Origin of the sequence: Streptomyces radiopugnans (assembly GCF_900110735.1) — a bacterium.
GTDB classification, from domain to species: domain Bacteria; phylum Actinomycetota; class Actinomycetes; order Streptomycetales; family Streptomycetaceae; genus Streptomyces; species Streptomyces radiopugnans.
In genome coordinates this window covers 121,441-145,350 of record NZ_FOET01000012.1, presented here as the reverse complement: position 1 = coordinate 145,350, position 23,910 = coordinate 121,441, and the positions used below count along the sequence as shown (strand labels likewise).

Annotated in this window: 23 protein-coding genes; 15 read left to right on the top strand and 8 right to left on the bottom strand. The window is 74.2% G+C overall.

Translation table 11 applies throughout. From position 1 onward, the window contains the following. Nucleotides 1–109 precede the first annotated feature (109 nt). Entirely contained in the window at nt 110–1,885 is a 1,776-nt protein-coding gene (locus BMY40_RS20300) for an acetyl/propionyl/methylcrotonyl-CoA carboxylase subunit alpha (protein WP_093661668.1), read from the top strand. Nucleotides 1,886–1,981: 96 nt separating this feature from the next. Here the strand turns inward: BMY40_RS20300 and BMY40_RS20295 are convergent, their stop codons facing one another. Together BMY40_RS20295 and BMY40_RS20290 are read right to left on the bottom strand one after the other, a co-directional pair. Next, the gene (locus tag BMY40_RS20295; protein ID WP_245770212.1) at nt 1,982–3,022 is read right to left on the bottom strand and encodes a DeoR/GlpR family DNA-binding transcription regulator; all 1,041 of its coding nucleotides are present in this window, start codon (nt 3,020–3,022) and stop codon (nt 1,982–1,984) included. A gap of 170 nt (nt 3,023–3,192) precedes the next feature. Continuing rightward, nucleotides 3,193–4,641, bottom strand: coding sequence for an NAD(P)H-quinone dehydrogenase (locus BMY40_RS20290; RefSeq protein WP_093661756.1), 1,449 nt, complete (start codon nt 4,639–4,641; stop codon nt 3,193–3,195). A 143-nt stretch (nt 4,642–4,784) separates the two neighbouring features. Between BMY40_RS20290 and BMY40_RS20285 the strand changes: the two genes are divergently transcribed. The 3 genes from BMY40_RS20285 (at nt 4,785) to BMY40_RS20275 (ending at nt 8,093) form a co-directional block, all read left to right on the top strand. Next, nucleotides 4,785–5,222, top strand: a complete 438-nt coding sequence (locus tag BMY40_RS20285; RefSeq protein WP_093661664.1) for a gamma-glutamylcyclotransferase family protein — start codon at nt 4,785–4,787, stop codon at nt 5,220–5,222. Nucleotides 5,223–5,391: 169 nt separating this feature from the next. After that, the gene (locus BMY40_RS20280; protein WP_093661662.1) at nt 5,392–6,213 is read left to right on the top strand and encodes a purine-nucleoside phosphorylase; all 822 of its coding nucleotides are present in this window, start codon (nt 5,392–5,394) and stop codon (nt 6,211–6,213) included. 206 nt (nt 6,214–6,419) lie between these two features. Further along, nucleotides 6,420–8,093 (top strand): phospho-sugar mutase, encoded by a 1,674-nt coding sequence (locus tag BMY40_RS20275; RefSeq protein ID WP_093661660.1) that lies wholly within the window; start codon nt 6,420–6,422, stop codon nt 8,091–8,093. Nucleotides 8,094–8,268: 175 nt separating this feature from the next. Here BMY40_RS20275 and BMY40_RS20270 read toward each other — a convergent pair whose 3' ends face one another. After that, complete coding sequence (locus BMY40_RS20270; protein ID WP_093661658.1) at nt 8,269–8,895, bottom strand: PH domain-containing protein; 627 nt, start codon at nt 8,893–8,895, stop codon at nt 8,269–8,271. 145 nt (nt 8,896–9,040) lie between these two features. Between BMY40_RS20270 and deoC the strand changes: the two genes are divergently transcribed. The 3 genes from deoC to BMY40_RS20255 are packed head-to-tail and all read left to right on the top strand — an operon-like array spanning nt 9,041 to nt 12,391. Further along, the gene (deoC, locus tag BMY40_RS20265) at nt 9,041–10,048 is read left to right on the top strand and encodes a deoxyribose-phosphate aldolase (RefSeq protein WP_245770211.1); all 1,008 of its coding nucleotides are present in this window, start codon (nt 9,041–9,043) and stop codon (nt 10,046–10,048) included. 5 nt (nt 10,049–10,053) lie between these two features. Continuing rightward, nucleotides 10,054–11,490: an aldehyde dehydrogenase family protein gene (locus tag BMY40_RS20260; protein ID WP_093661654.1), complete on the top strand. Its 1,437-nt coding sequence runs from the start codon at nt 10,054–10,056 to the stop codon at nt 11,488–11,490. After that, nucleotides 11,483–12,391, top strand: coding sequence for an aldehyde dehydrogenase family protein (locus BMY40_RS20255; protein ID WP_093661652.1), 909 nt, complete (start codon nt 11,483–11,485; stop codon nt 12,389–12,391). The genes BMY40_RS20260 and BMY40_RS20255 overlap by 8 nt, the downstream gene beginning before the upstream one ends. A 77-nt stretch (nt 12,392–12,468) precedes the next feature. Here the strand turns inward: BMY40_RS20255 and BMY40_RS20250 are convergent, their stop codons facing one another. Then, nucleotides 12,469–12,936, bottom strand: a complete 468-nt coding sequence (locus BMY40_RS20250) for a hypothetical protein (protein ID WP_093661650.1) — start codon at nt 12,934–12,936, stop codon at nt 12,469–12,471. Nucleotides 12,937–13,055: 119 nt separating this feature from the next. On the opposite strand from BMY40_RS20250, the gene BMY40_RS20245 reads away from it, so the two are divergent. Next, complete coding sequence (locus BMY40_RS20245; protein WP_093661648.1) at nt 13,056–13,703, top strand: ATP-binding protein; 648 nt, start codon at nt 13,056–13,058, stop codon at nt 13,701–13,703. A 110-nt stretch (nt 13,704–13,813) separates the two neighbouring features. Here BMY40_RS20245 and BMY40_RS20240 read toward each other — a convergent pair whose 3' ends face one another. Continuing rightward, a complete protein-coding gene (locus BMY40_RS20240; RefSeq protein WP_093661647.1) occupies nt 13,814–14,572 on the bottom strand; it encodes a SigE family RNA polymerase sigma factor in 759 nt (252 codons plus the stop codon). Nucleotides 14,573–14,775: 203 nt separating this feature from the next. On the opposite strand from BMY40_RS20240, the gene afsQ1 reads away from it, so the two are divergent. The 5 genes from afsQ1 to BMY40_RS20215 all read left to right on the top strand — a co-directional run bounded on the left by afsQ1 (nt 14,776) and on the right by BMY40_RS20215 (nt 18,758). Then, nucleotides 14,776–15,453, top strand: a complete 678-nt coding sequence (gene afsQ1 / locus BMY40_RS20235; protein ID WP_173915081.1) for a two-component system response regulator AfsQ1 — start codon at nt 14,776–14,778, stop codon at nt 15,451–15,453. An 88-nt stretch (nt 15,454–15,541) separates the two neighbouring features. Continuing rightward, nucleotides 15,542–17,155, top strand: coding sequence for a sensor histidine kinase (locus BMY40_RS20230; RefSeq protein ID WP_093661642.1), 1,614 nt, complete (start codon nt 15,542–15,544; stop codon nt 17,153–17,155). After that, entirely contained in the window at nt 17,152–17,784 is a 633-nt protein-coding gene (locus BMY40_RS20225) for a hypothetical protein (RefSeq protein ID WP_093661640.1), read from the top strand. The genes BMY40_RS20230 and BMY40_RS20225 overlap by 4 nt, the downstream gene beginning before the upstream one ends. A gap of 131 nt (nt 17,785–17,915) precedes the next feature. Continuing rightward, nucleotides 17,916–18,470 (top strand): VanZ family protein, encoded by a 555-nt coding sequence (locus BMY40_RS20220; protein ID WP_177214078.1) that lies wholly within the window; start codon nt 17,916–17,918, stop codon nt 18,468–18,470. 87 nt (nt 18,471–18,557) lie between these two features. Continuing rightward, nucleotides 18,558–18,758, top strand: coding sequence for a PspC domain-containing protein (locus BMY40_RS20215; RefSeq protein WP_093661636.1), 201 nt, complete (start codon nt 18,558–18,560; stop codon nt 18,756–18,758). A 141-nt stretch (nt 18,759–18,899) separates the two neighbouring features. On the opposite strand, the gene BMY40_RS28085 is transcribed toward BMY40_RS20215, so the two are convergent. Continuing rightward, nucleotides 18,900–19,268, bottom strand: a complete 369-nt coding sequence (locus BMY40_RS28085) for an ATP-binding protein (RefSeq protein WP_177214077.1) — start codon at nt 19,266–19,268, stop codon at nt 18,900–18,902. Nucleotides 19,269–19,433: 165 nt separating this feature from the next. Continuing rightward, nucleotides 19,434–20,573, bottom strand: a complete 1,140-nt coding sequence (locus BMY40_RS20205) for an adenosine deaminase (protein ID WP_093661634.1) — start codon at nt 20,571–20,573, stop codon at nt 19,434–19,436. A gap of 166 nt (nt 20,574–20,739) precedes the next feature. Here BMY40_RS20205 and BMY40_RS20200 point away from each other — a divergent pair, with 166 nt between their 5' ends. Next, entirely contained in the window at nt 20,740–21,495 is a 756-nt protein-coding gene (locus BMY40_RS20200) for an alpha/beta hydrolase (RefSeq protein ID WP_093661754.1), read from the top strand. 37 nt (nt 21,496–21,532) lie between these two features. On the opposite strand, the gene BMY40_RS20195 is transcribed toward BMY40_RS20200, so the two are convergent. Then, nucleotides 21,533–22,480 carry a LysR family transcriptional regulator gene (locus BMY40_RS20195; protein ID WP_245770210.1) on the bottom strand — a complete coding sequence of 316 codons (948 nt, stop codon included), beginning with the start codon at nt 22,478–22,480 and terminating at the stop codon, nt 21,533–21,535. A 119-nt stretch (nt 22,481–22,599) separates the two neighbouring features. On the opposite strand from BMY40_RS20195, the gene BMY40_RS20190 reads away from it, so the two are divergent. Continuing rightward, nucleotides 22,600–23,850 (top strand): MFS transporter, encoded by a 1,251-nt coding sequence (locus BMY40_RS20190; protein WP_093661630.1) that lies wholly within the window; start codon nt 22,600–22,602, stop codon nt 23,848–23,850. The last annotated feature ends 60 nt before the right edge of the window (nt 23,851–23,910 follow it).

Genomic DNA, 23,910 nt, shown 5'->3' with positions numbered 1-23,910 from the left:
TTCCGTGTGGGCAAGCTCACGCCCCTGGGCGACTCGGCCTGCGGTGTCGCCGATACCTAAACTCACATCGCTCATACTGTTGCGGCCCAGCGCCAAGGAGGAAGCCATCGTGCGCAAGGTGCTCATCGCCAATCGCGGTGAAATCGCTGTCCGGGTCGCCCGGGCCTGCCGGGACGCCGGGATCGCGAGCGTGGCCGTCTACGCCGACCCGGACCGGGACGCACTCCATGTGCGGGTGGCGGACGAGGCCTTCGCGCTCGGCGGTGACACCCCCGCCACCAGCTACCTGGACATCGCCAAGGTGCTGAAGGCCGCCGCCGACTCCGGCGCGGACGCGGTCCACCCCGGCTACGGCTTCCTGTCGGAGAACGCCGAGTTCGCCCAGGCCGTCATCGACGCCGGGCTGAACTGGATCGGTCCGCCTCCGCAGGCCATCCGCGACCTGGGCGACAAGGTCGCCGCCCGCCACATCGCCCAGCGCGCCGGCGCCCCGCTGGTGGCCGGCACCCCCGACCCGGTCTCCGGCGCGGACGAGGTGGTGGCCTTCGCCAAGGAGCACGGCCTGCCGATCGCCATCAAGGCCGCCTTCGGCGGCGGCGGGCGCGGCCTGAAGGTCGCCCGCACGCTGGAGGAGGTCCCCGAGCTGTACGACTCGGCCGTCCGCGAGGCGGTGGCCGCCTTCGGCCGCGGCGAGTGCTTCGTGGAGCGCTACCTGGACCGGCCCCGGCACGTGGAGACCCAGTGCCTGGCCGACAAGCACGGCAACGTGGTGGTCGTCTCCACCCGTGACTGCTCGCTGCAGCGCCGCCACCAGAAGCTGGTGGAGGAGGCCCCCGCGCCGTTCCTGACGCCGGAGCAGAACGCCGAGCTGTACCGCGCCTCGAAGGCCATCCTGAAGGAGGCCGGCTACGTCGGCGCCGGCACCTGCGAGTTCCTCGTCGGCCAGGACGGCACCATCTCCTTCCTGGAGGTCAACACCCGCCTGCAGGTCGAGCACCCGGTCACCGAGGAGGTCACCGGCATCGACCTGGTGCGCGAGATGTTCCGCATCGCCGACGGCGAGGAGCTGGGCTACGACGACCCGCCGGTGCGCGGCCACTCCTTCGAGTTCCGCATCAACGGCGAGGACCCCGGCCGCAACTTCCTGCCCGCCCCGGGCACCGTGACGAAGTTCGACCCGCCCACCGGTCCGGGCGTACGCCTGGACGCGGGCGTGGAGTCCGGCTCGGTCATCGGCCCGGCCTGGGACTCGCTGCTGGCCAAGCTGATCGTCACCGGCGCCACCCGGCAGCAGGCCCTCCAGCGCGCCGCCCGGGCGCTGGCCGAGTTCCAGGTCGAGGGCATGGCCACCGCCATCCCCTTCCACCGCACGGTGGTCGCCGACCCGGCCTTCGCCCCCGAGGTCAACGGCCGCCCCGAGGACCCGTTCACCGTCCACACCCGGTGGATCGAGACCGAGTTCGTCAACGACATCAAGCCCTTCGCCGCGCCCGGCGCGGACGAGGAGGACGACGAGCCCGGCCGCGAGACGGTGGTCGTCGAGGTCGGCGGCAAGCGCCTGGAGGTCTCCCTGCCCGCCTCGCTGGGCATGACCCTGGCCCGCACCGCCGCGGCCGGAGGCGCCCGCCCCAAGCGGCGCGCGGCCAAGAAGTCGGGCCCGGCCGCCTCCGGTGACGCGCTGGCCTCCCCGATGCAGGGCACCATCGTCAAGGTCGCCGTCGAGGAGGGCCAGACGGTTGCCGAGGGCGAGCTGATCGTGGTGCTGGAGGCGATGAAGATGGAGCAGCCCATCAACGCCCACCGCGCCGGCACCGTCAAGGGCCTGAACGCCACCGTCGGCGCCTCCCTCAGCTCCGGCGCCGTCATCTGCGAGATCAAGGACTGAGCCCGCACCACCCGGCACACGGAAGGGGGCGGGACGGCCACGGCCGTCCCGCCCCCTTCCGCTCGTACGCGCGGTGCGCGCCGCGGGCGGGCGGCCTCAGTGGCGGCGGGGGGCCAGATCCGCGACCCGGCCCATCATCTGGCCCTCTCCCGGGGCGACCGGTGGGGCCGCGCGCAACTGGGCGCCGCCCCCGCCGCCCGGCGGGTGGTGCCTGCCGCGCTGGCCCGGCAGCGGCACCTCGCGCCGCGGCCGGCCCCCCGGGCCGCCGGCCGCGCCCTCGCCCTCGGCTCCGGCCGGCCCGCCCTGGCCGCCCTGCCCCGCCGCTCCGGCCGGCCCGGGATGCGCCACCGCGGTGCCGGGCACCGCGCCCATCGCGCCGGACGGCGCGCCCGCCGCACCGGCCACCGTGATCTGGACGCCCTGGTCCGCCAGCGCCTGGAGTTCGGCCGCCGCCCGGTCCTCGTGCGGCGGTGGCTCGTCGGTCACCAGGCGGGCGATGGCCTCCGGGGGGACGGTCTGGAACATCGTGTCGACACCCAGCTTGGTGTGGTCGGCCAGGACGACCACCTCCGCGGCGGCCTGCACCAGCGCCCGGTCCACACTCGCCGACAGCATGTTGGAGGTCGACAGGCCGCGCTCGGCCGTCAGCCCGCTGCCGGACAGGAAGGCGCGCGAGACCCGCAGCCCGTGGAGGGACTGCTCGGCACCGCTGCCGACCAGCGCGTAGTCGGCGCCGCGCAGCGTGCCGCCGGTCATCACGACCTCGACGCGGTTGGCGTGCGCCAGCGCCTGCGCCACCAGCAGGGAGTTGGTGACCACGGTCAGGCCGGGAACGCGCGCCAGGCGGCGGGCCAGTTCCTGCGTGGTCGTCCCGGCGCCGACGACGACGGCCTCGCCCTCCTCCACGAGGCCCGCGGCGACGTCGGCGATCGCGCTCTTCTCCGCGGTCGCCAGGTGCGCCTTGTGCGGGAAGCCGGATTCACGTGAGAAGCCGCCGGGCAGCACCGCGCCGCCGTGCCGACGGTCCAGCAGCCCTTCCGCCTCCAGCGCCCGGACATCACGACGCACGGTCACTTCGGAGGTCTGGACGACACGTGCGAGTTCGCGGAGCGACACGGCTCCGTTGGCCCGCACCATTTCGAGGATCAGTTGACGACGTTCTGCAGCGAACACGGAACAGACAGTAACCCGCGCGACCGTCTGCTTTCAGCTGTTTCCGCTGAATAACGGAAATTGTTCGTAGGCGGAACCCTGCCGTGGTATACGCGGACGGCCCGGTGGAACCCGGGCCGACGGCCGACCGCCGGTCAGCCGCCCTCGGCCGCCTTCCGCGTCTGCAGCTGCCGCGCCACCTCGGCGATCGAACCCGACAGCGAGGGGTAGACCGTGAAGGTGTTCGCGATCTGCTCGACCGTCAGGTTGTTGTCGACCGCGATCGAGATCGGGTGGATCAGCTCGCTGGCTCGCGGCGCGACCACCACGCCGCCGACCACGATCCCCGTGCCCGGACGGCAGAACAGCTTCACGAAACCGTCCCGCACGCCCTGCATCTTCGCCCGCGCGTTGCGCAGCAGCGGCAGCTTGACGGCGCGGGCGTCGATCCGGCCGGCGTCCACGTCGGCCTGGGTGTAGCCGACGGTGGCGATCTCCGGGTCGGTGAAGACGTTCGCCGAGACCGTCTTGAGGTCCAGCGGGGCCACCGTCTCGCCCAGGAAGTGGTACATCGCGATCCGGCCCTGCATGGCCGCGACCGAGGCGAGCGCGAACACGCCCGTGCAGTCGCCGGCCGCGTAGACGCCGGGCGCGGAGGTGCGCGAGACCCGGTCGGTGCGGATGTGGCCCGAGTCCTTCAGCGTCACCCCGGCCTCCTCCAGGCCGATGCCCGAGGTGTTGGGGACGGCGCCGACGGCCATCAGGCAGTGGCTGCCGGTGATGACCCGGCCGTCGGAGAGGGTGACCTCCACCCGGTCCCCGACGCGCTTGGCGGAGGCGGCCCGGGAGCGGGACATCACGTTCATGCCGCGGCGGCGGAAGACGTCCTCCAGCACGACCGCCGCGTCCGGGTCCTCGCCCGGCAGCACGCGGTCGCGCGAGGAGACCAGCGTCACCCGGGAGCCGAGCGCCTGGTAGGCGCCGGCGAACTCGGCGCCGGTGACGCCGGAGCCGACCACGATCAGCTCCTCGGGCTGCTCCTCCAGGTCGTACACCTGCGTCCAGTTCAGGATGCGCTCGCCGTCGGGGCGGGCGTCGGGCAGCTCGCGCGGCTTGCCGCCGGTGGCGATGAGCACGGCGTCGGCCGTCAGCCGCTCCTCCTCGCCCCCGGCCGTCTCCACGACGACCTGCCGCGTGCCGTCGGCCGCCTGGCCCGGCTCCAGCCGGCCGCGGCCGCGCAGCACGCGGGCGCCGGCGCGGGTGACGGCCGCGGTGATGTCGTGCGACTGGGCCAGCGCCAGGCGCTTGACGCGCCGGTTGACCTTGCCCAGGTCCACGCCGACGACCCGGGCCGGGCTGTCGGGGTCGGGGGTGCCGTCCTCGACGATGATGCCGAGCTCCTCGTAGGAGGAGTCGAAGTTCGTCATCACCTCGGCGGTCGCGATGAGCGTCTTGGAGGGGACGCAGTCGGTCAGCACCGACGCGCCGCCCAGACCGTCGCGGTCGACGACGGTCACTTCCGCTCCGAGCTGCGCGGCCACCAGCGCCGCCTCGTAGCCGCCGGGTCCACCACCGATGATCACGATCCGAGTCACGTACTCCAGTCTCGCACGCGCCCTTCCGGCGGCCGCCACCACCCGCCGTGCGCATGACGGCGTACACGGCGGTGCGCATGACAGGGCACGCGGCAGGGCACACGACGGCGGTCCGCCCGGGCGGCGGAGGCCGCTGCCTATACCCTCGTCGCATGTCGCTCTACGCCGCATACGCCGGAAACCTCGACGCCCGGCTGATGTCCCGCCGCGCCCCGCACTCGCCGCTGCGCGGCACCGGGTGGCTCAGCGGCTGGCGGCTGACCTTCGGCGGCGAGCACATGGGCTGGGAGGGCTCGCTGGCGACCATCGTCGAGGCCCCGAAGGCGACGGTCTTCGTCGCGCTCTACGACATCGCGCCCATGGACGAGGACTCCATGGACCGCTGGGAGGGCGTCGGCATGGACATCTACCGCCGCATGCGGGTGCGGGTGCACACCCTGGACGGCGAGGAGCCGGCCTGGTGTTACGTCCTCAACGGCTACGAGGGCGGGCTGCCCTCGGCCCGCTACCTGGGGGAGATCGCCGACGCGGCGGAGTCCGCCGGGGCCCCGCACGACTACGTGACGGAACTGCGCAAGCGCCCCTGCTGAACGGAGCGGACGGAGCGGACGGGGCGGACGGACCGCACGGGTCTCCCGCCGGCCGCTTCGGGACACTTCGGGGCGTTCCGGTCCGCCCAGGTCCACTTTCGGCCGCTTCCGGTACCACTCCCGGACACCCGTCTACGCGCGTAGGCGATTACCGGCTACCCTCATCGGCGTGAACGCTTCTGCCACCACCGACTACTCCGGCGACCCGTACGCCGCCGCCGGCACCGCAGCGGCCCGCCTGCGCGAGCTGACCGGCGCGGAGACCCACGACGTCGCCCTGGTCATGGGCTCGGGCTGGGTGCCGGCCGCCGACGCGCTCGGGGAGCCGGAACACGAGTTCCCGGTCACCGACCTGCCCGGCTTCCCGCCGCCGGCGGTCGAGGGCCACGCCGGGAAGGTCCGCTCGCACCGCCTCGGCGACAAGCGGGCGCTGGTCTTCCTCGGCCGCACCCACTACTACGAGGGCCGTGGCGTCGCGTCCGTCGTCCACGGGGTCCGCTCGGCCGTGGCCGCGGGCTGCAAGACCGTCGTGCTGACCAACGGCTGCGGCGGACTGCGCCCCGGAATGCGTCCCGGCCAGCCGGTCCTCATCCGGGACCACATCAACCTCACCGGCGTCTCGCCGATCGTCGGCGCCAACTTCGTCGACCTCACCGACCTGTACTCGCCGCGGCTGCGCGCGCTGTGCCAGGAGGTGGACGCCACCCTGGAGGAGGGCGTCTACGTCCAGTTCCCCGGTCCGCACTACGAGACGCCCGCCGAGATCGGCATGGTCCGGGCGATCGGCGGCGACCTGGTGGGCATGTCCACCGTCCTGGAGGCGATCGCCGCCCGCGAGGCGGGCGCCGAGGTGCTGGGCGTCTCCCTGGTCACCAACCTCGCCGCGGGCATGACCGGTGAACCGCTCAACCACGAGGAGGTCCTCCAGGCCGGCCGCGACTCGGCCGCCCGGATGGGCTCGCTGCTGGACCGGGTCCTCAGACTCATCTGATCCGGTCCGACCCGGTCCGATCCGGCGCACCCCGCGGTACGGGCCCCCCACCGGGCCCCTCGGACAGCCCACCCCGCGGCGGGTCCCGCCGGCTTCCCGGGTACCGGTGGACATCGGAGGAGCCCGCGCCCACCGGCGCGGAGCGCAGCGAAGCAGGAGCGGCGTACGGCGCCGCCCACAGGCGACACGCGAGAGGCGGAGAGACCGTGGCAACCGTGCACGAGGACCTGACCGCGCAGGCGCGGTCCTGGCTGGCCGAGGACCCCGACCCGCAGACCCGTGCGGAACTGGCCGCCCTCATCGAGGCGGGAGACCTGGAGGAGCTGAAGGCCCGCTTCTCCGGCACCCTCCGGTTCGGCACCGCCGGACTGCGCGGGGAGCTGGGCGCCGGCCCGATGCGGATGAACCGCGCGGTCGTCATCCGCGCGGCCGCCGGGCTCGCGGCGTACCTGCGGGCGCACGGACACGGCGGCGGCCTGGTCGTCGTCGGCTACGACGCCCGCCACCGGAGCGAGGACTTCGCCCGCGACACCGCGGCCGTGATGGTCGGCGCCGGCCTGCGGGCGGCCCTGCTGCCGCGCCCCCTGCCCACGCCCGTACTGGCCTTCGCCGTCCGGCACCTGGGCGCCGTCGCGGGCGTCACCGTCACCGCCAGCCACAACCCGCCGCGCGACAACGGCTACAAGGTCTACCTCGGCGGGGGCTCGCAGATCGTGCCGCCCGCCGACGGGGAGATCGCCGACGAGATCGCCTCCATCGGCTCCCTCGCGGACGTCCCCCTGGCCGGGTCCGGCTGGGAGGTGCTGGGCGAGGAGGTCGTGGACGCCTACCTGGAGCGCGCGGTCTCCGTCCTCACCCCCGGCGGGCCCCGGGACGTGAAGGTGGTCCACACCTCGCTGCACGGTGTGGGCGGCGCCACGGTCGCCGCCGCCTTCGAGCGCGCGGGCTTCCCCGTCCCGGTGCCGGTGGCCGAGCAGGCCGATCCCGACCCGGACTTCCCCACCGTGGCCTTCCCCAACCCGGAGGAGCCCGGGGCGATGGACCTGGCCTTCGCCACGGCCCGCGAACACCGGCCGGACCTGGTGATCGCCAACGACCCCGACGCCGACCGCTGCGCGGTGGCCGTCCCCGACCCGGAGGCGGACGCGGGCTGGCGGATGCTGCGCGGCGACGAGGTGGGGGCGCTGCTGGCCACCCACCTGGTGCACAAGCGGGCGCGGGGCACCTTCGCCACCACGATCGTCTCCTCCTCCCTGCTGTCGCGCATCGCCGAGGCGGCGGGCGTGCCGTACACCGAGACGCTGACCGGCTTCAAGTGGCTGGCCCGCGTCGACGGGCTGCGCTACGCCTACGAGGAGGCGCTGGGCTACTGCGTGGACCCCGAGGGCGTGCTCGACAAGGACGGCGTCACGGCGGCGCTGCTCGTCGCGGAACTGGCCGCCGAGCTGAAGGGGAGCGGGCGCTCCCTGACCGAGCTGCTGGACGACATCGCGGTGGAGTACGGCCTGCACGCCACCGACCAGCTCTCGGTGCGGGTGGAGGACCTGTCCGTGATCGCCGGCGCGATGCGCCGGCTGCGCCAGGCGCCGCCGGCCCTGCTGGCCGGCCTGACGGTGCTCTCGGCCGAGGACCTGAGCCGGGGCGCCGGGGACCTGCCGCCGACCGACGGCCTGCGCTACCGGCTGGCGGGCGATCCCCGGCAGCGGGTGGCCGGCGCCCGGATCGTCGTCCGCCCCAGCGGCACGGAGCCGAAGCTGAAGTGCTACCTGGAGGTGGTCGTCCCCGTGGCGGACGCCTCGGAGCTGAGCGCGGCCCGCGCCACGGCGGAGCGGGCGCTGGACGCCCTCAGGACGGACCTCGCCGCCGCCGCGGGCATCTGACGTACGCCGCGGCCGGGGTGGGGCCGGGCGGCCCGCCCCGGCCGGCACGGCACCACGGGCCCGTGGAAGCCCGTGGAAGCACGTGGAAGCAAGCCGCGCCCCGGCCCCGGCGGCGTGGGAAGCCCCACCGGGGCGGCGGCACGGCGCCGCGCGGACGGTCCGGGGCCCCGGGACCTCAGCCCAGGAAGAGCAGGGCCAGCAGGGCCGCCCCGCCAACCGCCGCCGGGACGATGATCTCGTAGGCCCAGCGGACACTCGGGGCGCCCTGCGCCGCCTCGTCCGAGGCGTGGCGCTCGGCCAGGACGCGGATCTCGTCCACCGCCTGGTCCGCCTGGGCCCGGTAGCCGCCGGTGTCGGACATCCCCGGGGCGAACACCGCCCCGGGGCCCGACAGGTTCGCCGAGGCCGCGCCGCCGCCCCGGCTCTGCCGGAGCGCCTTCTTGCGCTGGCGCAGCGAGACCGGGATCGCCCACATCTGGTACTTGCCGTCGCCCGCGAAGACCTCGGCGGAGTACGCCGCCCGTACGCCCTCGACCGACGCCCACGGCAGCGTGATCGTGCGGAACGGGTTGCGCACCCGCAGCCGCTCGCGCCCGGCGTACACGGCGGGCCGCAGGGAGAAGGCGAAGATCAGCGGCACGAACGCCACCAGCGCGGCCAGCGAGATCCACCGGGTGCGGCCCGCGCCGTTGGCGATCCCGTCGGCGGCCAGCAGCACGACGAGCGCCAGCAGCAGCGTGCCCCCCACCATCCCCATGGCCGAGCGGTAGGTGTGGTCCGCGTACCCGGTCTGCTCACTCATGCCTCCGATTCTGCACGACCCCGCCGCACGGGCGTCCGGCCGGTGGGGCGCCTCACGGGCCGGACGTGCGCCCGTGGGGGCCCGGCCGGGATACAGGGAGGGGATGACAGTTTGCTACGCGCGTAGATATGCTCATCTGGTGACCATGCCTGCTTCGTCTCCCACCGCACCTCCCGCACCGCCTCCCGCCGCGCCCTCCGCACTGGCGGACGCGACCGCTTCCGACGCCGCGCTGCGCCGCTTCCTGCACGGCCTGCCCGGGGTCGACGCCGTCGGCCTGGAAGCCCGCGCGGCCCAGCTCGGCACCCGTTCGATCAAGACCACGGCGAAGGCGTACGCCATCGACCTCGCCATCTCGATGATCGACCTGACGACCCTGGAGGGCGCCGACACCCCGGGCAAGGTCCGGGCGCTGTGCGCCAAGGGCGTCAACCCCGACCCCACCGACCGCACCGTGCCGAAGGTCGCCGCGATCTGCGTCTACCCGGACATGGTGGCCACCGCCAAGGAGGCCCTGGCCGCCGCCGGCGGGCAGGACGTCAAGGTCGCCTCCGTCGCCACCGCCTTCCCCTCCGGCCGTGCCGAGCTGGACGTCAAGCTGGCGGACACCCGCGACGCGGTGGCGGCCGGCGCCGACGAGATCGACATGGTGATCGACCGGGGCGCCTTCCTCTCCGGCCGCTACATGAAGGTCTTCGAGGAGATCCGGGCCGTGAAGCAGGCCTGCGCCCGCCCCGGCGGCGAGGACGCGCACCTGAAGGTGATCTTCGAGAACGGCGAGCTGTCCACGTACGACAACATCCGCCGCGCCTCCTGGCTGGCGATGCTCGCCGGGGCCGACGTCATCAAGACCTCCACCGGCAAGGTCGCGGTCAACGCCACCCCGGCGAACACCCTGGTGATGCTGGAGGCCGTACGCGACTTCCGCGCCGCCACCGGCACGCGGATCGGGGTCAAGCCCGCGGGCGGCATCCGCACCACCAAGGACGCGATCAAGTACCTGGTGATGGTGAACGAGGTCCTCGGGGACGACTGGCTGCACCCCGACTGGTTCCGCTTCGGCGCCTCCAGCCTCCTCAACGACCTGCTGATGCAGCGCCAGAAGCTGACCACCGGGCGCTACTCCGGCCCCGACTACGTGACGGTGGACTGATCACGATGAGCCCCATGTTCGAGTACGCACCCGCCCCCGAGTCCCGTGCCGTGGTGGACATCGCCCCCTCCTACGGCCTGTTCGTCGACGGCGAGTTCCGCGAGGCCGCGGGCGGCAGGTCCTTCAAGACCCTCTCGCCGTCCACCGAGGAGGTCCTGGCCGAGGTCGCCCACGCCGGAGCCGAGGACGTGGACGCCGCCGTGGCCGCCGCCCGCCGCGCCTTCGCCTCCTGGTCGGCGCTGCCCGGCTCCGAGCGCGCCAAGTACCTGTTCCGGATCGCCCGGATCATCCAGGAGCGCTCGCGCGAGCTGGCCGTCCTGGAGACCCTGGACAACGGCAAGCCGATCCGCGAGACCCGCGACGCGGACCTGCCGCTGGTGGCAGCGCACTTCTTCTACCACGCGGGCTGGGCCGACAAGCTCGCCCACGCCGGGTACGGGCCGGACCCGAGGCCGCTGGGCGTGGCCGCCCAGGTCATCCCGTGGAACTTCCCGCTGCTGATGCTGGCCTGGAAGGTCGCCCCGGCGCTGGCCTGCGGAAACACCGTGGTCCTCAAGCCCGCCGAGACCACCCCGCTGTCGGCGCTGTTCTTCGCGGACGTCTGCCGCCAGGCGGGGCTGCCCGGGGGCGTCGTCAACATCCTCACCGGCGACGGCTCCACGGGAGCGGCGCTGGTGGCGCACGAGGGCGTCGACAAGGTCGCCTTCACCGGCTCCACGGCCGTCGGCAAGCAGATCGCGCGCACGGTCGCCGGGACGCGCAAGAAGCTCACCCTGGAGCTGGGCGGCAAGGGCGCCAACATCGTCTTCGACGACGCACCGATCGACCAGGCCGTCGAGGGCATCGTGAACGGCATCTACTTCAACCAGGGCCAGGTGTGCTGCGCGGGCTCGCGCCTGCTGGTCCAGGAGTCGGTGCAGGACGAGCTGCTGGAGGCGCTGCGGCGCAGGCTGTCCACCCTGCGGGTGGGCGACCCGCTGGACAAGAACACCGACGTCGGCGCGATCAACTCCGCCGAGCAGCTCGCCCGCATCACCGAACTCGCCGACAGCGGCGAGGCCGAGGGCGCCGAGCGGTGGTCCCCGGCGTGCGAACTGCCCGAGCGGGGCTTCTGGTTCGCGCCGACGGTCTTCACGAACGTCACCCAGGCCCACCGGATCGCCCGCGAGGAGATCTTCGGCCCCGTGCTGTCGGTGCTGTCCTTCCGCACCCCCGACGAGGCGGTGGCCAAGGCCAACAACTCGCAGTACGGCCTGTCCGCCGGCGTGTGGACGGAGAAGGGCTCGCGCATCCTGGCGATGGCGAACAGGCTCCGGGCCGGCGTGGTGTGGGCCAACACGTTCAACAAGTTCGACCCGACCTCGCCGTTCGGCGGTTACAGGGAGTCGGGCTTCGGCCGCGAGGGCGGCCGTCACGGTCTGGAGGCGTACCTCGATGTCTGAGCAGTCCGGCAACCCCGGCGGCGCCGCGCGCACGCGGCTGGGCGTCCTGAAGACCTACAAGCTGTTCGTCGGGGGGAAGTTCCCCCGGTCCGAGAGCGGACGGGTGTACGAGGTGACCGACACACGCGGCAACTGGCTGGCCAACGCCCCGCTCGCCTCCCGCAAGGACGCCCGGGACGCGGTGGTCGCGGCCCGCAAGGCGTTCGGCGGTTGGTCGGGGGCGACCGCCTACAACCGCGGCCAGATCCTCTACCGGATCGCCGAGATGCTGGAGGGCCGCCGCGAGCAGTTCACCGCCGAGGTGGCCGCCGCCGAGGGGCTGTCGAAGGCGAAGGCCGCGGCCCGGGTGGACGCGGCCGTGGACCGCTGGGTGTGGTACGCGGGCTGGTCCGACAAGATCGCCCAGGTCGCGGGCGGCGCCAACCCCGTCGCGGGCCCGTACTTCAACCTCTCCACGCCCGAGCCGACCGGTGTGGTCGCCGTGCTGGCCCCGCAGGAGTCGTCCCTCCTGGGCCTGGTCTCGGTGCTGGCCCCGGTGATCGTCAGCGGCAACACGGCCGTCGTCGTGGCCAGTGAGCGCGCGCCGCTGCCCGCGCTGTCGCTGGCCGAGGTGCTGGCCACCTCCGACCTGCCCGGCGGGGTGGTCAACGTCCTGTCCGGGCGGACCGCGGAGATCGCCGCGCCGCTCGCCGCCCACCAGGACGTCAACGCGATCGACCTGGCGGGCGCGGACGCGGATCTGGCGAAGGAGCTGGAGACGGCCGCCGCGGACAACCTCAAGCGGGTGCTGCGCCCGGCGGACGGCGGGTCCGCGGCCTCCGACTGGTCCACCGACCCGGGTGTGAAGCGGATGCTGGCCTTCGTCGAGACCAAGACCGTCTGGCACCCCGTCGGCGTCTGACGGGCCGTCCGCCCGGGGCCGCGCCTCCCCGAGGGAGCCGCGGCCCCGGACGGGTACTCGCCGGGCCGGACGCCCGCTCAGCCGGGCAGCAGCCCCGCCACCGGGCCCGTCACCGGAAGGGTGCGGATCGTGCCCCCCTCGCTGACCGGCCCCGTGACGGCCCCGCTGCTCACCGGCCGGAAGTCGGCGATCTGGGTGCCGACCGTGTTGTCCAGCGGATCGACGCCCGTGCCCGCCAGCGGATCGATCCGCGCGTCCTTGACCGGGCGTGCCGCACCGGCCGCCGCGTGCTCGGTGGCTCCCACGCCCTCGGCCAGGCCGTGCACGCTCGACCCGAGCGAGTCCGGCGAGAGCGCCGACGTCAGGCCCGAGAGCTGTACGGGCGCCCCGGAGCCCTGCGCGGGAGCCGCTGCCGCCGCCCCCGCGCCTGTGGCCACCGCGGCCCCGACCGCGGAGACGGTCAACCCGGCCCGCAGCAGGGCGCGCTGGACGCCGCTGCTCCCCGTTTGCCTCTCCCGCGCGTGACGGCGGCGCTGAGCGGTCATCGGTACACCTGCCAAGAGAACTCGAAGAATGTGACTGTACGGTGACGCAGCGTATACGAGCCGGGCGTCACACGCACACGCGCACCGGCGCCCCTGTGGATGGCCGACAATGGTCTTCCGTGAGCTCCCACGACACCGCCCGCGTGATCCTGCTGACCGGTCCCTCGGGCTCCGGCAAGTCCTCGCTCGCCGCCCGCACCGGGCTGCCCGTACTGCGCCTGGACGACTTCTACAAGGAGGCCGGCGACCCCACTCTCCCCCGGCTCGCCGGGGGCGGTCCGGTGGACTGGGACCACCCCGGCTCCTGGGACGCCGACGCGGCGGTGGCGGCGATCGCCGCCCTGTGCGGGAGCGGCCGGGCCACCGTCCCGGTGTACGACATCTCCACGAGCGCCCGGACCGGCGAGGACGCGCTGGACCTGCGCGGCGCGCGCCTGTTCGTCGCCGAGGGGATATTCGCCGCCGAGATCGCCGCACGCTGTCTCGGACTCGGCCTGCTGGCCGACGCGTTGTGCCTGCGTGGCCGCCCCTCCACAACCTTCCGGCGGCGACTGGTGCGCGATGTGCGCGAGGGCCGCAAGTCGCTGCCCGTCCTGGTGCGCCGCGGCTGGACCCTGATGCGCGCCGAGGGCTCGATCGTCGCGCGCCATGTCGCCCTGGGCGCCCATGCCTGCGGCCGGGACGAGGCACTGGCGCGGATCGAGGCGCTCGGCGCGCCCGGGAGGCGTACGCGTGGACGTGAGCGCCCGAGGGTCGTGCGCGCGTGAGAGCGGGCCGGGTCGGACCCCCCGGCCGACCCGGCCCGCTCACGGAGCACCCCCGTGCTCTCCCCCGTGTCCCCCCGCTTGTCCCCCCGTCTTCCCCCGGCGCCGGTGCGTCAGGCGACCAGTTCGCCGAAGCTCTCCTCCAGATCGCGCCCGAAGCTGAGCGCCTCGTCGCCGCGCAGCCGGCGCAGGGAGCGCCAGATGCTGCTCTTGACCGTGCCGACGCTGATGTTCAGGATGTCCGCGATCTCCGGGTCGGTACGGCCCTCGTAGTAGCGCAGGACCAGCATCGTGCGCTGGAGTTCGGGCAGCCGCGCCAGCGCCTGCCACAGCACCGCGCGCAGTTCGGTGCCGCGCATCGCGTCGCTCTCGCCGGCCGCCTCGGGCAGCTCCTCGGTCGGGTACTCGTTGAGCTTGCGGCGCCGCCAGGCGCTGATGTGCAGGTTCGTCATGGTGCGGCGCAGGTATCCGCCGACCGCGGCCTTGTCGGTGATCCGGTCCCAGGCGCGGTAGGTGGAGAACAGCGCGCTCTGCAGCAGGTCCTCGGCCTCGTGGCGGTCCCCCGTGAGGTGGTACGCGGTGGCGTACAGGGAGGCGCGGCGCTCGCGGACGTAGGCGGTGAACTCCGCCTCCGTCACACCCCCCCGGCGCCGCTCCCCCGATGCCTCCCCGTGCGCTTCCTCCCCCCGGATGCCCCCCGGGACCGGCTCGGGCGCGGCGGCGATGTGCGCCGGCCGCCTGCGGCCGGTACCCCGGTCGCACGCCGAAGCCCCCGCCGCGCCGGACTTCTCCCCGCCCTGCGCCGGAACCACGGGAGTGTGCAGACGCGTGTGGATAACCGCGCTGGTGATGTTGCGGTGCAGTGTGTTCATCTCGCGCCCCCCTTTGTGGAACCGGCCTGTGCGCTCGATCCGTGCCGAGTACGCGGAATACACTGCCGGGGCAGTTTCATCGCCGGGTCCGCCGTCTGTCACAGGGGTGTCACAGAGGCGGGGAGGGCCGTGACCCGCCCGCGTTCGCGCTCCGTTCACCGGCCGGTCGAAGCACGGGCACCGGATGCGCCAGAATGGCGCGCGTGCCTTTCCTGTTGCTGATCGAGGACGACGAGGCCGTCCGTACCGCCCTGGAGATGGGGCTGACCCGGCAGGGCCACCGCGTGGTGACCGCTGCGTCGGGCGAGGACGGCCTCAAGCTGCTGCGCGAACAGAGGCCCGACCTGATCGTGCTGGACGTCATGCTGCCCGGCATCGACGGTTTCGAGGTGTGCCGCCGCATCCGGCGCACGGACCAGCTGCCGATCATCCTGCTGACCGCGCGCAGCGACGACATCGACGTCGTGGTCGGCCTGGAGTCCGGCGCGGACGACTACGTGGTCAAGCCGGTGCAGGGACGGGTGCTGGACGCCCGCATCCGCGCGGTGATGCGGCGCGGCGAGCGGGAGGCGAACGACTCGGCGACCTTCGGCGCGCTGGTCATCGACCGCTCGGCGATGACGGTGACGAAGAACGGCAGGGACCTCCAGCTCACCCCGACCGAGCTGCGGCTGCTGCTGGAGCTGAGCCGCCGCCCCGGACAGGCCCTGTCGCGGCAGCAGTTGCTGCGGCTGGTGTGGGAACACGACTACCTCGGCGACTCCCGGCTGGTCGACGCGTGCGTCCAGCGGCTGCGCGCCAAGGTCGAGGACGTCCCCTCCTCGCCGACGCTGATCCGCACGGTGCGCGGCGTCGGCTACCGGCTGGACCCCCCGGCGTGACAGGGGCGCACGAGGCCGGCGGGCGTCCGGCGCCGATACCCCGACCCGCGTCCGCGCCCCGGCGCGGCCGAGCCCGGCGGGAGGCGCAGTGAGCGGCTCCCGGGACAGGATCGCCGGGTCGCTGCGGCTGACGAGCCTGCGGCTGCGGCTGGTGGTGGTCTTCGCGCTGGTCGCGCTGACCGCCGCGGTGGCCGTCTCCGGCATCGCGTACTGGATCAACCGCGACGCCGTCCTGACCCGGGCGCAGAACGCGGCGCTCAACGACTTCCGCGAGTCGCTGGGCGACAACGCCGGGGCCATGCCCCGCCGTCCGCCCTGCGACTCGCTGCGGGACACGGCCGGCGCCATGGCCAACACCACCCAGCGGTACGAGGTGGTGCTGATCGGGGAGCAGGCCGACGGCTCGCGGTGCGAGGCGGTGTCCGACCCGGAGTTCACCCTGGAGGACGTGCCCGGGGCGCTGCGCTCGGCGGTCGCCGAGAAGCGCCCGGTCGACGCCGTCAACAAGGCCCCGTACCACCTGTACTGGCAGCGGATCACGGTGGGCGGCGAACCGTATCTGGTGGGCGGTGCGACCGTGATCGGCGGCGGGCCGACGGGCTACATGTTCAAGTCGCTCGCCCCCGAGCGGGACGACCTCAGCTCCCTGGCCTGGTCGCTGGGGATCGCCACCGCGCTGGCCCTGGTCGGCTCCGCCCTGCTGGCGCAGGCCGCCGCCACCACGGTGCTGCGGCCGGTGCAGCAGCTGGGAGAGGCGGCGCGGAGGCTGGGCGAGGGGAAGCTGGAGACCCGGCTGAGGGTGTCGGGGAAGGACGAACTGGCCGAGCTGTCCAGGACGTTCAACCGCACCGCCGAGGCGCTGGAGCAGCGGGTGGCCGAACTGAGCGCCCGCGAGGAGTCCAGCCGCCGCTTCGTGGCGGACATGTCGCACGAGCTGCGCACTCCGCTGACCGCGATCACCGCCGTCACCGAGGTCCTGGAGGACGAGATCGACTCGCTCGACCCGATGATCGCGCCCGCGGTCACCCTGGTCGTCAGCGAGACCCGGCGGCTGAACGACCTGGTGGAGAACCTGATGGAGGTCACCCGCTTCGACGCGGGGACGGCCCGCCTGGTGCTCGACGACGTCGACGTCGCGGACCAGGTGACGGCCTGCATCGACGCCCGGGCCTGGCTGGACGCGGTCGAGCTCGACGCCGACCGCGGCATCACGGCGCGGCTCGACCCGCGCCGTCTGGACGTGATCCTGGCCAATCTGATCGGCAACGCGCTCAAGCACGGCGGTTCCCCGGTGCGGGTGTCGGTGCGCACCCGCGAGTCCGCGGCAAAGGACGAGGAACCGGGCGGGAAGCCGGGTGAGGGGCCGGGCGAGGACGAGCTGGTCATCCGGGTCGCCGATCGCGGCCCCGGCATCCCCGAGGACGTGCTGCCGCACGTCTTCGACCGCTTCTACAAGGCCAGCGCCTCCCGGCCCCGCTCCGAGGGCAGCGGGCTCGGGCTGTCGATCGCCATGGAGAACGCCCACATCCACGGCGGTTCCATCACCGCCGGGAACGCGCCCGAGGGGGGCGCGGTCTTCACCCTGCGGCTGCCGCGCGACGCCAGCCACCTCGCGCCGGAGCAGGACCGCGACACGGGCAGGGACACGGACACCGTCCCGGACCCGGACGGCGGCGGGGCGTACCGGGAGGACGGACGATGAGCACCACGCGCCGTACGGCCCCCGGCCTCCGCGCGGCCGCCGCGGCCCTGGCCGCGCTCGCGCTGGGCGGGTGCGGCATACGCTCCACGCCCGTGCCGGTGGACGCCGGCCCGGCACCGTCGCGGGCCTCGTGCGCGGCCCCCGCCGCCGAGGAGGAGCGGCGCCCCGGCGACGGGACCGTCCGGGCGGACGTCTTCCTGGTGTGCGGCGGAGCCGTCTCCGCGGTGGAGCGCACCGTGCCGCTGGGCGGCTCGGAGCCCGGCCCGGACACCCGGCTGGAGACGGCCCGCGAGCTGCTGGACGAGTTGCGGGAGAACCCGTCCCGGGCCGAACGGGAGGCGGGCTTCGGCAGCTCGGTCCCCGGGGAGCTGGAGATCGACGGGCCCGGGGACGGCGACCCCGGGGGGACGCTGCGGCTGAGCCGGGACCCCGGCGGACTGCCGTCCTTCGCGCTGGCCCAGATCGTCTGCACGTTCACGGGCACGGCCGCCGCCGGCCAGGAGGACTCGGTTGTGCTCGGCGGCCCGGCGCGGGACGGCGGCGGGGACCCCCCGCTGCGCTACTCCTGCACCGAAGCGCTGCGCGGCAGCCCGGAGGCGGCGAAGACCGCGGGCACTCCGCTCCCGTAGGCGCCGGGCGCCGGATGCCGGCCGCCCGCGCCCGCCGCCGATGCCCTCCAGCGTCGCCCGGTGCCCGCCCCGCGCACCGGCGTGTCCGAGGGTGCGGAACCGCCGCGCGCGCCGTGTGCGTCTGTGTCGCCGTGCAGCGTCATCACCCCGGCGGCTCCGCCGCCCACCGCATCCGTGCAGCGGGCCTCGTACTCCTCTGCTGCCACCTGCTGTTCGTCGGCTGGCTGACGCTGCGGCCCCTGTCCGTTCCCTGGGTCTCCCCCGCGAACCTGCGGCCCTTCGCCTCGATCCACGCCGATCTGGCGGACGGGCCCCGGGCGGCGCTGGAGGGCGTCGGCGGCGGGCTGGCGCTGCTCGCCCCGCTGGGGGTGCTGCTGCCGATGGCGGCGGGCCGGGCGGCGTCGCGGCTGGGCTCGTGGGCGCGTACGGTCTTCGCCGCGGCGACGATCTCGCTCGGCATCGAGCTGGTGCAGCCCGCGGTGCCGGGACAGGTGGCGGACGTGGACGCGCTGCTGCTCAACACCACGGGCGTGGCCCTGGTCCATCTGCTGTGCTACCCGGCGCTGCGCACCCGGCTGCGCGCGGCGGCGCGGCAGGAGGACCCCGGCGCACGGCGGCCCGGCTCCCCGGGCAAGGGGGATCAGGGTGCGCCCCCGAGGACTTCCAGGGTCGGGATCGCACCGTAGAGGGAGGCTTTCGACCGTAACACTCGCCTACGGTGGATCTGTCCCCGCCGAGCGACGGCGTTCCGTCAAGAGCGAAGGAGTCCCGCCATGGCAGCAATCGTCCGCCCCAGCGACGACCGGATGATCGGCGGTGTGTGCGCCGCGCTGGCCCGCCGCTTCGGCACCACCCCGAACACGATGCGCGTGATCTTCCTGGCCTCCTGCCTGCTGCCGGGGCCGCAGTTCCTGCTCTACATCGCCCTGTGGGTCCTGCTGCCCGACGAGCGGAAGGCGCACCGCACCGGCTGATGACGCGCTCGCCCGTACACGCCCCGCGCACAGGGGAACGGGCCGCGCGCCGGGGACGGCCCGGTGCGCGGCCCGTGGCGCCTCCCGCGGGTGGGGTGGAGGGAGGGGGGAGGCGCCGGAAGGGGAGAAGGGGGAGGTGCGTCAGCCCAGCAGTTTGCCGGTCTGCAGGGCGCCGGTGAGCTTGCCCGTCGGCAGGTTGAGCATCGTCGGCTTCTCCGGGCTGCCCAGCGGCAGGCCGCCGAGCAGGTCGCGCACCGGGTCCTGCTTCTTGGTGTTGGGCTGCTGCCCGGCCTTGCCCTCGGCGGGAGCGGGAAGCGTCCTGGCCTGCTGGGGCGCGTCGGGGGCGGGCAGCGTCCTGGCGACCTCCTGCACGGGCAGGCTCTTCACAGCGCCTCCGGCGGTCTTGCCGAGCCCCAGGGTGTCCGCCGCGGAGGCGGTCCCGGCACCGGTGGCGGCGAAGGCGGCGCCGAGCACGGCGACACCGATCGTCTTCATCGTTCGCTGCTTCATCAGCTGGTACGTCCTCGTGTGGATGGCTTGAGCGGCCTCGCGAACGTAGCCAGGGCGCCGCACCCGCCGCAAACACCCCGAAACGGCCGGACGCCCGCCTCCGCCGTCGCGCCCGGCCGCCTCCCGTCTCCTCCCCCGGCCGCCTCCGGCCGGAGGAACCGCTGGTCACAGGCCCTTGGCGGCGGCCTCCCGGAACAGCCACTCGGCCTTCAGCTCGGCGTATCCGGGCTTGATCACCTCGTTGATCATGGCCAGACGTTCATCGAAAGGGATGAACGCGGACTTCATGGCGTTGACGGTGAACCACTGCATGTCGTCCAGCGTGTAGCCGAACGTCTCCACCAGGTGCCCGAACTCGCGGCTCATGCTGGTGCCGCTCATCAGCCGGTTGTCGGTGTTGACGGTGGCGCGGAAGCGCAGCCGCCGCAGCAGCCCGATGGGGTGCTCGGCGTACGAGGAGGCCGCTCCGGTCTGGATGTTGGAGGTGGGGCACAGCTCCAGCGGGATCCGCTTGTCGCGCACGTACGCGGCGAGCCGGCCCAGTTTCACCGTGCCGTCGCCGGCGACGTGGATGTCGTCGATGATGCGCACCCCGTGGCCGAGCCGGTCGGCGCCGCACCACTGGAGCGCCTGCCAGATGGACGGCAGCCCGAACGCCTCGCCTGCGTGGATGGTGAAGTGGTTGTTCTCGCGCTTGAGGTACTCGAAGGCGTCCAGGTGGCGGGTGGGCGGGTGGCCCGCCTCGGCACCCGCGATGTCGAAGCCGACGACGCCCGCGTCCCGGTAGCGGTTGGCCAGTTCGGCGATCTCCAGCGAGCGGGCGGCGTGCCGCATGGCGGTGAGCAGGACGCCGACGCGGATGCGGTGACCGGCCTCGCGGGCCCGGCGCTCGCCCTCGCGGAAGCCCTCGTTGACGGCCTCGACGACCTCCTCCAGCGTCAGCCCCGCCTCCAGGTGCTGCTCGGGGGCGTAGCGCACCTCGGCGTAGACCACGCCGTCGGCGGCCAGGTCCTCGGCGCACTCGGCCGCGACCCTCACCAGCGCCTCGCGCGTCTGCATCACGGCGCAGGTGTGGGCGAAGGTCTCCAGGTAGCGCTCCAGGGAGCCGGAGTCGGCCGCCTCGCGGAACCAGGTGCCCAGCGCCTCGGGGTCGGTCTCGGGCAGACCGCCGTAGCCGCACTCGCGGGCGAGTTCGGCGACGGTGGCCGGACGGAGGCCGCCGTCGAGGTGGTCGTGGAGCAGCACCTTGGGGGCGCGGCGGATCTGGTCCGGGGTGGGGGCGGTGGTGACAGTCTCGCTCGTCATTGCCGCACTCTAGCGCCTACGCGCGTAGATATCACCCTTGGGCAGGTACCGCCCCCGCCCGCACGCCGCCCGTACACCGCCCGCACGCGGTCCAGGACGCTTTCGATACCCAACGGTGACCGCCCGGCACCGCTCGTACACCCCCGCTTCTGCCATCGTTTTCGCCGTGACTCAGCAGGCGTTGCCGCGTCGGGATGCGCGGCTGGGGCGGGCGTTCGGGGACGACCACGCGGTACAGGGCGTGGTCCTGCTGCTCCCGGGAGGGGTGGCCGCGAGCACGCGCGGCCGCTCCCGCCGGGCCGCGGCGGCGATGCTGCCGCTGGCGCGGCGGCTGGTGCGGGCGGGGGAGGGACACGACGTGGCCGCGCACGTCCTCCACTACCGCTACCGCGGCTGGAACGGCGCGGACGCCCACCCCGTACGGGACGTCGAGTGGGCGCTGGAGGAGGTCGTACACCGCTACGGCGACGTCCCCGTGTGCCTGGCGGGCCGGGACATGGGCGCCCGGGCGGCGCTGCGGGCCGCGGGCCACCCGGCGGTGGTCTCCGTCCTGGCGCTGGCCCCCTGGCTGCCGGAGACGTCCGAGGACGGCGGGGAGGAACCGGTGCGGCAGCTCACCGGCCGGCGGGTGCTGATCGTGCACGGCACGGACGACGAGCACACCGGCCCGGACCTCTCCTACCGGCTGGCCATGCGGGCCAAGAAGATCAACCCGGACGTCTGCCGCTTCGAGGTCCACACCGACGGCCACGCGCTGCGCCAGCACCGCGCGGAGGTCCTCGCCCTGGCCGAGGACTTCGCCCTGGGCTCGCTGTGCGACCGGGACTTCGCCCGCCCGGTGGCCGACGCGCTGGCGGCCCCGCCCCCGCTGGGCCTGCGGATGCCGCTGGCGGCCGGCTTCGGCCGCTCCCTGCGCCACTGAGCGCGCCCTCCGGCGCGTACGGCCGCCCACGGGCCCCTTACGCCAGCAGCCGCCCCCGGCGGCTGAGCAGGAACGCCCGGAACGCCGCCACCGGCGGGGTGTCCGGTCGGCCGTCCACCCAGGCCACCCCGATCTCCCGCACCGCCCGCGGCTGGGTGACCGCCAGCTCCCGCACCCCCGGCCGGGGCACGGCGGGGGGCGGCAGCAGGGCCACCCCCAGTCCGGCGGCGACCAGTCCGCGCAGCGTCTCGGCCTCCTCCCCCTCGAACGCGATCTTCGGCTTGAAGCCCGCCTCGGCGCACAGCGCGTCGAAGATCCGCCGCATCCCGTAGCCCGGCTCCAGGGTGATGAACGGCTCCTCCGCCGCCTCCGCCAGCCGCACCCGCCTGCGCCGCGCCAGCGGATGCTCCTCGGGCACGACCAGCCGCAGCCGCTGCTCGTCCAGCCGCCGCGCGGCCAGATCCGGGGCGTCCGGCACCGGGGAGGTCAGGCACAGGTCCAGGTCCCCGGCACGCAGCCGCTCGATCATCGCCTCGCCGTACGTCTGCACCAGCGAGAAGCGCACCCGGGGGTGGTCGGCGCGGAAGGAGCGGATCAGCGCGGGCACGGTCTCCGACCCCAGCGTGTGCAGAAAACCGAAGGCCACCTTGCCCGAGGCCGGGTCCGCGTCCGCCCGCACCGCCTCCGCCGCCTGCTCCACCGAGCCCAGCGCCCGCTCCACCGAGGCCAGGAACGTACGCCCGGCGGGCGTCAGCGCGACCGTCCGCCCCCGCCGCGCGAACAGCGCGACCCCCAGATCGTCCTCCAGCCGCGCCATCGCCCGGCTGAGCGTGGACTGCGGCACCCCCAGCTCGCCGGCCGCCCGCGTGACGTGCTCGTGCCGGGCCACGGCGACGAACTGCGCCAGCCTCGGGGTGAGCACGGCGGCCCAGGAACCGGGGTCGATGTGGGGGGCACCGCTGGATGTGTCGGATGTAACCGAGATGTCTTTTCTGTTGCCGACCGGTGACACGACACCCTCCCATCTCGCCTTATGCGCTCATGCATAAAGACAAGTACCTTTGTGCATTGGACGCATCAGGTCGATGATCGTACGTTCGAGGCATGCCTTCCGTCGATACCGGGGCACCTGCCCGCACAGGTGCCTCTCCCGAGCGTTTCCCGTCCTCCCCCCGGCGCATCAGCCTCGCCCTCTTCGCCGTGGGCCTGGCCACCTTCGCCCTGCTGTTCTCCACCCAGCCCCTGCTGCCCGCGCTCTCCGCCGACTTCGGCGTGACGCCGGGGCAGGCGAGCTGGACCGTCTCGGCCGCCACCATCGCCCTGGCGGTGGCCGTGCTGCCGCTGTCCGCCCTCTCCGAGCGCTTCGGACGGCGCACCCTGATGACGGGCTCCCTCGCGGTCGCGGTCGCGGTGGCGCTGGCTCTGCCCTTCGCCCCCGACATGGAGGTCCTGATCGCGCTGCGCGCCCTGCAGGGCGTGGCGATCGCGGGCATCCCGGCCTCGGCGACGGCGTACCTGGCGGAGGAGGTACGGCCCGCCGCACTGGTCGGGGCGATCGGCCTGTTCGTGGCGGGCAACAGCGTCGGCGGAATGACCGGCCGCGTCCTCACCGGCTGGGTCGCCGAGGGCTGGGGCTGGCGCGTCGGACTGGCGGCGGTCGGCGCGCTCGCCCTGCTGTGCGCCCTCGCCTACCGGCTGCTGATCCCCCGGGCGCACAACTTCACCCCGGCCTCACTGCGCCCCGCCGAGCTGCTGAGCACCGTGCGCGGCCACCTGTCCGACGGGCTGCTGGTGCGGCTGTACACCCTCGGCCTGCTGTTCATGACCGTCTTCGGCGCGGTCTACACGGTGGTGGGCTACCGGCTGACGTCCGAGCCCTTCGGCCTCCCCCAGGGCCTGGCCGGCTCGGTCTTCGTGATCTACCTCGTCGGCACCGTCTCCTCGGCCGCCGCCGGGCGCCTGACCGGACGGCTCGGCCGCCGCGGCGCCCTCTACCTGGCCATCGGCGCCACCGCCACCGGCCTGCTGCTGACCCTCGGCGACACCCTCGCGGCCGTACTGCTGGGCCTGGTCCTGGTCACGGCCGGTTTCTTCGCGGGCCACGCGGTCGCCTCCGGCTCGGTGGGCCGCACGGCGAAGACGGGCCGGGCCCAGGCCTCGGCGCTGTACCAGATGGCGTACTACGTCGGCAGCTCCCTGGGCGGCACGCTGGGTGCGATCGCCTACCACGCGGCGGGCTGGAGCGCGACGGTCGCCTTCTCCCTGACCGCCCTGGTCCTCGCCGCGGGCGTCACCCTCTACGCCACGCGCCGCGCGGTGGTCCAGCGGCGCCTGGAGGTCGCGCGGACCTGCTGAGCCCCGTCCCGCGGGCGTCCTTCCGGCCGGTTCGGCCGGCGGGGAGGACGCCCGTGTCGA

Excerpts from the sequence above, each read along its gene's own strand:
- BMY40_RS20295 (WP_245770212.1), bottom strand. The coding sequence starts at position 3,022 with ATGGTGCGGGCCAACGGAGCCGTGTCGCTCCGCGAACTCGCACGTGTC.
- BMY40_RS20285 (WP_093661664.1), top strand. The coding sequence starts at position 4,785 with ATGTCGCTCTACGCCGCATACGCCGGAAACCTCGACGCCCGGCTGATG.
- BMY40_RS20270 (WP_093661658.1), bottom strand. The coding sequence starts at position 8,895 with ATGAGTGAGCAGACCGGGTACGCGGACCACACCTACCGCTCGGCCATG.
- deoC (WP_245770211.1), top strand. The coding sequence starts at position 9,041 with ATGCCTGCTTCGTCTCCCACCGCACCTCCCGCACCGCCTCCCGCCGCG.
- BMY40_RS20260 (WP_093661654.1), top strand. The coding sequence starts at position 10,054 with ATGAGCCCCATGTTCGAGTACGCACCCGCCCCCGAGTCCCGTGCCGTG.
- BMY40_RS20255 (WP_093661652.1), top strand. The coding sequence starts at position 11,483 with ATGTCTGAGCAGTCCGGCAACCCCGGCGGCGCCGCGCGCACGCGGCTG.
- BMY40_RS20250 (WP_093661650.1), bottom strand. The coding sequence starts at position 12,936 with ATGACCGCTCAGCGCCGCCGTCACGCGCGGGAGAGGCAAACGGGGAGC.
- BMY40_RS20240 (WP_093661647.1), bottom strand. The coding sequence starts at position 14,572 with ATGAACACACTGCACCGCAACATCACCAGCGCGGTTATCCACACGCGT.
- BMY40_RS20225 (WP_093661640.1), top strand. The coding sequence starts at position 17,152 with ATGAGCACCACGCGCCGTACGGCCCCCGGCCTCCGCGCGGCCGCCGCG.
- BMY40_RS20215 (WP_093661636.1), top strand. The coding sequence starts at position 18,558 with ATGGCAGCAATCGTCCGCCCCAGCGACGACCGGATGATCGGCGGTGTG.
- BMY40_RS28085 (WP_177214077.1), bottom strand. The coding sequence starts at position 19,268 with ATGAAGCAGCGAACGATGAAGACGATCGGTGTCGCCGTGCTCGGCGCC.
- BMY40_RS20205 (WP_093661634.1), bottom strand. The coding sequence starts at position 20,573 with ATGACGAGCGAGACTGTCACCACCGCCCCCACCCCGGACCAGATCCGC.
- BMY40_RS20190 (WP_093661630.1), top strand. The coding sequence starts at position 22,600 with ATGCCTTCCGTCGATACCGGGGCACCTGCCCGCACAGGTGCCTCTCCC.